Origin of the sequence: uncultured Hyphomicrobium sp., from assembly GCF_902826555.1 — a bacterium.
Lineage (GTDB): Bacteria > Pseudomonadota > Alphaproteobacteria > Rhizobiales > Hyphomicrobiaceae > Hyphomicrobium_C.
This window is the reverse complement of the sequence record NZ_CADEFI010000045.1, coordinates 21,076-28,560: the sequence shown is the minus strand read 5'-3', so window position 1 is coordinate 28,560 and position 7,485 is coordinate 21,076. Positions and strand designations below refer to the sequence as shown.

10 protein-coding genes and 1 tRNA gene are annotated in these 7,485 nt (G+C 64.6%); 6 read left to right on the top strand and 5 right to left on the bottom strand.

The window, feature by feature from the left end; all coding sequences use genetic code 11:
• Window positions 1-5 precede the first annotated feature (5 nt).
• From QZV93_RS15310 to QZV93_RS15300, 3 genes are all read left to right on the top strand, one after another.
• Window positions 6-80: transfer RNA gene (locus QZV93_RS15310), tRNA-Gln, on the top strand.
• A gap of 150 nt (window positions 81-230) precedes the next feature.
• Complete coding sequence (locus QZV93_RS15305) at window positions 231-566, top strand: PilZ domain-containing protein (RefSeq protein ID WP_295559492.1); 336 nt, start codon at window positions 231-233, stop codon at window positions 564-566.
• A 20-nt stretch (window positions 567-586) separates the two neighbouring features.
• The gene (locus tag QZV93_RS15300) at window positions 587-1,312 is read left to right on the top strand and encodes an alpha/beta hydrolase (protein WP_295559491.1); all 726 of its coding nucleotides are present in this window, start codon (window positions 587-589) and stop codon (window positions 1,310-1,312) included.
• 11 nt (window positions 1,313-1,323) lie between these two features.
• On the opposite strand, the gene QZV93_RS15295 is transcribed toward QZV93_RS15300, so the two are convergent.
• Window positions 1,324-1,536: a hypothetical protein gene (locus QZV93_RS15295; protein WP_295559490.1), complete on the bottom strand. Its 213-nt coding sequence runs from the start codon at window positions 1,534-1,536 to the stop codon at window positions 1,324-1,326.
• A gap of 246 nt (window positions 1,537-1,782) precedes the next feature.
• Here QZV93_RS15295 and QZV93_RS15290 point away from each other — a divergent pair, with 246 nt between their 5' ends.
• Window positions 1,783-2,055, top strand: coding sequence for a hypothetical protein (locus QZV93_RS15290; protein WP_295559489.1), 273 nt, complete (start codon window positions 1,783-1,785; stop codon window positions 2,053-2,055).
• Window positions 2,056-2,072: 17 nt separating this feature from the next.
• Here QZV93_RS15290 and QZV93_RS15285 read toward each other — a convergent pair whose 3' ends face one another.
• A complete protein-coding gene (locus QZV93_RS15285) occupies window positions 2,073-2,321 on the bottom strand; it encodes a hypothetical protein (RefSeq protein WP_295559488.1) in 249 nt (82 codons plus the stop codon).
• 565 nt (window positions 2,322-2,886) lie between these two features.
• On the opposite strand from QZV93_RS15285, the gene QZV93_RS15280 reads away from it, so the two are divergent.
• Window positions 2,887-4,029: a ceramide glucosyltransferase gene (locus tag QZV93_RS15280; RefSeq protein ID WP_295559487.1), complete on the top strand. Its 1,143-nt coding sequence runs from the start codon at window positions 2,887-2,889 to the stop codon at window positions 4,027-4,029.
• 7 nt (window positions 4,030-4,036) lie between these two features.
• Here the strand turns inward: QZV93_RS15280 and queF are convergent, their stop codons facing one another.
• Both queF and queE read right to left on the bottom strand, forming a co-directional pair.
• Window positions 4,037-4,498, bottom strand: a complete 462-nt coding sequence (gene queF / locus QZV93_RS15275; protein ID WP_295559486.1) for a preQ(1) synthase — start codon at window positions 4,496-4,498, stop codon at window positions 4,037-4,039.
• Window positions 4,499-4,595: 97 nt separating this feature from the next.
• Entirely contained in the window at window positions 4,596-5,225 is a 630-nt protein-coding gene (gene queE, locus QZV93_RS15270; RefSeq protein WP_295559485.1) for a 7-carboxy-7-deazaguanine synthase, read from the bottom strand.
• Window positions 5,226-5,354: 129 nt separating this feature from the next.
• Between queE and QZV93_RS15265 the strand changes: the two genes are divergently transcribed.
• Window positions 5,355-5,576 (top strand): hypothetical protein, encoded by a 222-nt coding sequence (locus tag QZV93_RS15265; RefSeq protein ID WP_295559484.1) that lies wholly within the window; start codon window positions 5,355-5,357, stop codon window positions 5,574-5,576.
• 118 nt (window positions 5,577-5,694) lie between these two features.
• Here the strand turns inward: QZV93_RS15265 and QZV93_RS15260 are convergent, their stop codons facing one another.
• Entirely contained in the window at window positions 5,695-7,422 is a 1,728-nt protein-coding gene (locus tag QZV93_RS15260) for a bifunctional protein-serine/threonine kinase/phosphatase (RefSeq protein WP_295559483.1), read from the bottom strand.
• Between the last annotated feature and the right edge of the window lie 63 nt (window positions 7,423-7,485).

The following is a 7,485-nucleotide window of genomic DNA, read 5'->3' as shown; positions in this document are numbered from 1 at the left end:
GGCATTGGGACGTAGCCAAGTGGTAAGGCAGCGGATTTTGATTCCGCCATTCGGAGGTTCGAACCCTCCCGTCCCAGCCAAGCTCCTGAAATCCCGGTTTATTTCTCTGGAGAATCCAGATTTGGTACGTGTGGGTTGTTTTGCGGGCTGGCGTCAGTCCTCAATCCGGGAACCATAGTTTCCTCCGATAGACTTAGTTCGTGGAGGAGAGGCGCTCCTCGGGCGAGGCCATGGATGACAACGACAAGCGCGGTGCGCCGCGCAAGCGGGTCTTGAAGGGGGCCGTAATCGCCTTCAACGATCGCACGTCCACCCTGTCGTGTGCCGTCAAAGACATTTCCGATACGGGCGCGCGGCTCAAGATTTCGAAAGGCGTTGCGGCGCCCGGCCATTTCGATCTCCTGATCGACATCGATGGCATCGAGGTGCCCTGCACGGTGGTGTGGCGGCGCGGCGAGGAGATCGGTGTGACGTTCGACGCGCCGCCGACGAAGGGCACGCCGCGGCGTGCGCAGGTGGTTTCGTCGCTACAACGGACCGCGCCGTCCATCCGGCGCAAGCCTTAGGTTCTGCTCAGAGGTTCTTCGTGACACGTGTTTTTCTCCACGGTGTTCCGGACACGGTGCGGGTGTGGGATCGTCTGGTGCCGCTGCTCGCGCCGAGCAACGCGGTGCTGCTCTCGATGCCGGGGTTCGGATGCGCGCGTGACGCAGATTTCGATGCGAGCAAAGAGGCCTATCTCGACTGGCTGATCGCCGCGCTCGAGGCCATTCCCGGTCCGCGCGACGTGGTTGCGCACGATTGGGGGTCGATCCTCATGATGCGCGTGCTTTCTGCGCGGCCGGATCTCGTTCGCAGCTGGGTCGGCGGCGGCGCCCCTTTCACACCCGACTACACCTGGCATCCGACGGCACGGCTCTGGCAGACACCGGGCGCCGGGGAGAAGGCCATGGAGCGGCTCTCGGCCGCGCTCGCCGGAGACATGCTGATGCGGGCAGGTCTCTCGGAGGCGGACGCGCAGGCCACGGCCGGCCGCATCGACGCCGAGATGAAGGCGTGTATCCTCGCGCTTTATCGCTCCGGTCGCGACGTGTTCCGGGATTGGGGCCCGGATCTCGCCAAGGCCTCGGCGCCCGGGCTCGTGCTGTGGGGCGCGCGCGACATCTATGCGCCGCCCGACTACGGGCAACGCATCGGCGACGTGACAAGCGCGCGGGCTGTCACGCTCGACTGCGGACACTGGTGGCAGGTCGAACAGCCGGACGCTGCGGCGGGCGCCATCCTATCCTTCTGGCGCGGATTGGCACGCTGACCCGCGGTCTATCAGCTGCTTGAACCACGAACGATCCTGCCGCGCACCGCGCGCTTCAGGCGCTCGGGGATCGGTTCGTGAAGGATGCGGCTGAAGGATCGCGACAGCAGTGTGCGGGTGCTGTGATAGACATCATGCTTGTGGCGGATCGCGTCGTCATTGAGAATGGCCTCGCGGACGCGGGCCGCCATGTGCGGTTCGAGCTCGCCGTCGGCGAGCGCCATGATCAACTCGTCAGACAATGAAATAATCATAACGTCTCCCGTCGCCTCGCCGCTCCGGTGTGATCCAAACGGTCAACGTCATGAACTACGTAATTCCGTTGCAGTTTGTTCCAGATGACGATGCTCGGATCGCCGGAGTGCCATTTGAGCAACATGAGGCACGGGGGCGTTTCCGAAGGACGTATTTGTTTGCCGGCCCGCGGAGGGATAGTGTCCTCGCGTGCTGTGCGGCGTGAGGATGTGACGATGAGCAAGAGGAAGAAGGGCAAGGGCGAGAAGCTCAGCCATATTTTGTCCGAGCTTCAAAAGCTCAAGGCCGAGGTCAAGGCGCTCGGCAAACAGCAGGCGGATCTCGCGGTTGGGATCGACAAGCTGTCGGCGCCCAAGAAGGCGGCCGCGAAGCCTTCACCCAAGGCGGCGAAAAAACGCCCGAAGCCCGTGGCCGCGCGCAAGGCCGCCGTGGCGCCGAAGCGTCCCGTGCTGGTGCCGCCGCCCAGTGCAGCGGCCAAGGCCGGCTGAAATCTGCGCTTGCCGCATCAGGCAGCAATGGCGACCGAGGTGCGTCTCGCACGCGCCACGCAGCGCCATGTCATGAACGGGCGGATCTCCGTCACCTGGCCGTCGGCAAGGCGTACCAGCGGCCATGTGCCCTGCTCGCATGCGACGACGCGTGCGCCGATCCATCTTTCGACGAAATCCTCGCCGCTGGCGTCGGCCGGACGCCAGAGCCGATATTTGATCTCGACACTATCGCCCGTTTCGAGGGCGTCGAGCCTCACAGGCATTGGGCCGCTCCAAAGGCTGTTGTTCCCGAATCCGAGCGCGAACGTACCCGCGAAGCGTCTCAGTTTTTTGGCACCTTCTGGGCGAGAATGAGGGTGGCTCTCACACTGTTTTGATGGGCTTGTCGACAGCGCGAAAATACGCGTCCAATCGCGCGAGATGTGCCTGTTTGTCGGGCATTTTTCCCGGTGGATGCCGTTTCTGCACACCGCGCATCCAACATTGCAGTTCCGTGACATGTGCGCGCGGCGAAATGGCGCCGTTGGGGCCGGTCTTCCCTCGTTGACGTGCTGCGCCGGGTGGCTGCTAGAGTACATGTGTCCTTGGCTCGTCGCGCGACGCGTGATCGTCAGACGCAGTTGGGCAACTTCTCCCGCAGACTTGGAAGGGGGCGCTTTCGCGTCCCCTTTTCTTTTCGCCGCATTGCATGATGACGCCTCTCGCGCAGCAACGCGCGGGGGTCGACACGATCCGTCATCGAACCGTTACCTTCGCGTCATCGGCCTGTTACCTGAATCCTCGAAGGACTGCACTTCCGTAGGCTTTCTCTCGGGAGACGACGCAGCGGTGATCGAATGGGCTGCCCTCGGGTTCTTGGCACTGGCGGCACTCGTGCATGTCGTCAGTGCGGCGCTGTCGATATGGCGCATCCGGCGCGGCGCTCGTCCGGCTCGCTTCGAGGAGCCACTTCCGCCGGTGTCGATCATTCGCCCGGTTTGCGGTCTCGATCCGTTCGACGAGTTGACGCTCAGGAGCACATTCAAGCTCGCGCATCCGGGGCTCGAGCTCATCTTCTGCTCGGCGCGAGAGCGTGACGCGGCGGTGCCGCTGGTGCGGCGCCTGATTGCCGAACATCCGCACGTGGACGCCAAGCTCGCTATCGGCGACGACAAGAGCACGGCGAACCCCAAGCTCAACAACATCATCAAGGGCTGGGCTGGCGCGCGTCACGGCTGGGTCGTGATCGCCGACAGCAACGTGCTCATGCCGCGCGACTATGTGAGCGAGATGTTCGCCGCGATGGGGCGCGACACGGGGCTCGTGTGCTCACCGCCGGTTGGCAGCCGCCCGCTCGGGTTCTGGGCCGAGGTCGAGTGCGCTTTCCTCAACACCTATCAGGCGCGCTGGCAGCTCGCGGCGGATAGCGTCGGTTTCGGATTTGCTCAGGGCAAGTCGATGCTGTGGCCGCGCGAGGTGCTCGACGCGGCGGGCGGCATCCGCGCGCTTGGGATCGAGATCGCCGAGGATGCGGCCGCCACCAAAGTGGTACGGGCCCGAGGATTGCGCGTGCGGCTCGTGGACCGTCCGTTCGAGCAGCCGCTGGGTGCGCGGAGCCGGCGGCAGGTTCTCGACCGCCAGGTGCGCTGGGCGCGGTTGCGGCGGGCGACGTTTCCGCTCTGCTATTCGCCCGAAGTTCTGACGGGGAGCGTGGCGCCGATGTGCGCGGCTGTCATGGCGGCTCCGCTCGTGGATCTCAACGGCGCTGCGGCCGCTGCCATGGTAGCGGCCGTCTGGCTCGGCACGGAGGCGGTGCTGGCGAAGGCCGCAGGCTGGCATGTGAGTGCCGTGGCGCCCGTCGCGTGGCTGGTGCGCGATCTCGCCTTGCCGATCGTGTGGATGAAGGGATGGATCGGTGATGGCTTCACGTGGCGCGGCAACGACATGACCGTCGCAGAGCCGGGTGTCGCCTCGCAGCAGGGGCAGGCGTAGGCTGGCGTCAGCCGCGGCCGCGGTAGGGAGCGACGCCCTGGTCCGGGAGCCAGACGCCATCGGGCAGCTTGCCGGTCTGCCAGAACACGTCGATCGGCATACCGCCGCGCGGATACCAATAGCCGCCGATGCGCAGGAACTGCGGCTCGAGCAAGGTGGCGAGACGCTTTCCGATGGCCACCGTGCAATCCTCGTGGAAGGCGCCGTGATTGCGGAATGACGCGAGGTAGAGCTTCAACGATTTGCTCTCGACCAACCAATCGCCGGGGATGTAGTCGATCACGAGATGGGCGAAGTCGGGCTGGCCGGTGACCGGGCAGAGGGACGTGAACTCCGGCGCGGTGAAACGGGCGACGTAGACCGTGTCGGCGTGCGGATTGGCGACGCGCTCGAGGATGGCCTTGTCGGGGCTTTCGGGGATTTGCGTCGCGCCGCCCAAAAGCGTGATGCCGGTGGTTTCGCGGCCCATGGTGGTCTCCTGCTCTATGGCGGTGAGATAGGGGATTTCGGCGGCCGGCGCCAGGGCGAGGCACCAGCGGCGCGAACTCCGCCGATGCCCGATGCCATTATGGAATGCCGATGCGCTTGTGGGTCTGGACCGAGAGGCGCCAGATGGGGTTTGCCTTAACGTAAGCAACGGCGGCGGCCGTATTCTCGGCCAGCGCCGGGCCGTCCATCGGACTGAGAAAACGGCGCGGAAAGTCCAGATCGAGCAGGCTTTCGGGTGCAAGGCCTGCTTGCGGGTAGACCAGTTTCAGCTCGTCGCCCGTGGTCTGGCGCAGCGCGTTGCCCGCTTTGGGGCTGACGCAGATCCAATCGAGGCCGGGGGGCAACGGCAGCGTGCCGTTGGTCTCAACGGCGATGGAGAAGCCGTGGCGATGCAACGCATCAATCAGCGCGGAGTCGACCTGCAATGCCGGCTCACCGCCGGTCAGCACGACGAAGCGATCGCCTTGACCACCTTGCCATGCGGCCTCGACGGCGGCCGCCAGATGCGCGGCTTCCGGAAACTTGCCGCCGCCGGCGCCGTCGGTGCCGACGAAATCGGTGTCGCAGAAGCGGCAATCGGCGGTGTCGCGGTCGATCTCGCGGCCGGACCACAGATTGCAGCCGGCAAAGCGGCAGAATACGGCCGCGCGGCCGGCATTCGCGCCTTCGCCCTGGAGGGTGTAAAAGATCTCTTTGACTGCGTACATGCGGTGATCCCTAGGACGGTGGTCCCGGTTGTCAAGTGGCGCACCGTCTCATGGTTTGGGAACTCCCGCCGGTGTTGGCGGATATAGGTTTACGTGCTCCGTCTTTGGATCCGATCGAGGGGCCCAGCCATGCAATGTTCCGTCTGCGGTGCCGAGGCCCTGGACCTGACCTCGGGTGATTTCGACGGCTTGGTCGTGCGGTGCAAGCGCTGCGGCGAGTACGAGGTGGCTGACGACGCGCTCAACGGCTTCCTCCGCCTCGACTACGATGCGCGCGTGGCGGCGCTCAACAAGGCGAGGGGTGAGGCCGGACGCGGCGTGCGGCCGTCCATCACGACGGACACGCTCTGATCGAGCGATGCTTCGAACGCGCGGGGGCGCATGTCCTGAAGCGGGAGGAGGGCGAGGACTTCTACGACCGCAAGACGGATTTCAATCCGTTCAAGCTCGGGACGTGACGCGCTGTTTCCTATCTTTTGGCAAGCAGCCAAATGACAATCAGAAAAAGCACCGCCGACAGGGACTTCCAGAACAGCAGCGGGTTGCGTTCCGCAAGCGGCGTGGACGATCGGGGTTTGAAGTCTTCGTTCGGCCGACGAAGGTCGGTGACGAACTCCGAGAGGGCCTCGTAGCGCCGTGCCGGGTCGATGCTCACGGCCTTGCGGATCGCGAGATCCATCCATTCGGGAACGGCGGGCGAAAGCACGGAGGCCGGAACGTAGAAGAGCGATGCCTGCGCCTTTGGGGTCGTCGCATCGGCCACGGCGTCGCTATAAGGCAGAACGCCGGTGAGCAACTCATATGTGACGAGGCCAAGGGAAAAGAGATCCGACTTTTCGGTGCCGGGCTGGCCGAGAAAGTACTCGGGTGCCGCGTACTGATGGGTGCCCAGGATGTCGCCCGTGTCCGTCGCGGGCATGGCCTCGATGATCCCTGCAACACGGACCGAGCCAAGGTCGATGATCTTTACGGTGCCCGATGTGTCGATCATGACGTTCTCGGGACGGATGTCCTGGTGCAGCATTTCCTTGCGGTGAAAGGCGCGCAGTCCTTTGGCGATCTGCTCGACGATGTCGCGCACGGCCGGCAGAGCCGGTTGCGGGTTGTCGCGCATCCATTGGCGCAAAGTCACACCCTCGATCAGCTCGGAGACCGTGTAGAGGCTGTTGCGCGGGCGTTGCGTCCGAACCGCCCTGACGACGTGCGGCGAGTTCAAACGGCGCGCAACCCATTCTTCCATAGCGAACCTGCGGCGCGCGCCGGGGTTCTCACGGAGGTTCTCCGACAGAACCTTGAGCGCGACCTGCTCGCCGGTTTCGCCGTCAACGGCAGCGTAGACGTTGCTGCGGTTCGTGGCGTGGATTTCGCGCTCAATGCGAAAGCCGTCGAGATCATAGGGAATGCGCGGCACCTCGGCGGCGATGGCCAGCTCCGCGTCCTGGAGAACATCTTGCGCGCTCGGCTCCGGAAGGGTGTCGACGCGCACGATCTGGACCGTGAGATTGTCGTCGCTGCCATTGGCGAGGGCGCGGGCAACGATGTCGCGGGCAGCGGCGTCGATGTCGTCTGCCGAGGTGACGAGGGCCGCCATATCGCGCGGGCTTATGAACTCGTGGACGCCGTCCGTGCTCAAGACAAACACGTCGCCGGGCTTCAGATCGAAGGTGAGGTAGTCGATCTCGACATTGGGGGCGACGCCCATCGCTTGATTGAGATAGCTCTCGGTCTTCGAAACCGCCAGGCGGTGATCCCGCGTCAGCTGCTCGAGGCTGCCTCCGGCAAGCTGAAAAATGCGGCTGTCACCGACGTGGAAGATATGCGCCGTTCTGCCTTTCAGAACGAGCGCGCTGAGCGTGCAGATATAGCCCTGGTTGTCGTGGAGCCAGTTGCGGCGACTTTCGGCATGGAGCCAGGCATTGGCGGCGCGGATCACGCGTTCGCCGGCGGTCTTTGCGGTCCAGGTGTCGGATGTGCAGTAGTATTCTTCCAGGATGCTTTTGACTGCGATTTCCGCGGCGATCTGGCTGACCTTGCTCGTCGAGATGCCGTCCGCCAGCGCGATGGAGATGCCCTTCAAGGTGCGCTCGGCCCCGTCCGGGGCAATTGCGCCATGGAAGTCCTGATTGACGGGCTTGGGTCCGGCTTCGGAATGCTGACCGATGGTCACGGAAAGCTCGGTCGCGGAAGATCTTGTCAACACGGAGCTCCGTTCCGGGGGCTGCAGGCCGGTGTGCCTCAGTGTGACAGGGCCTCGCTGTTC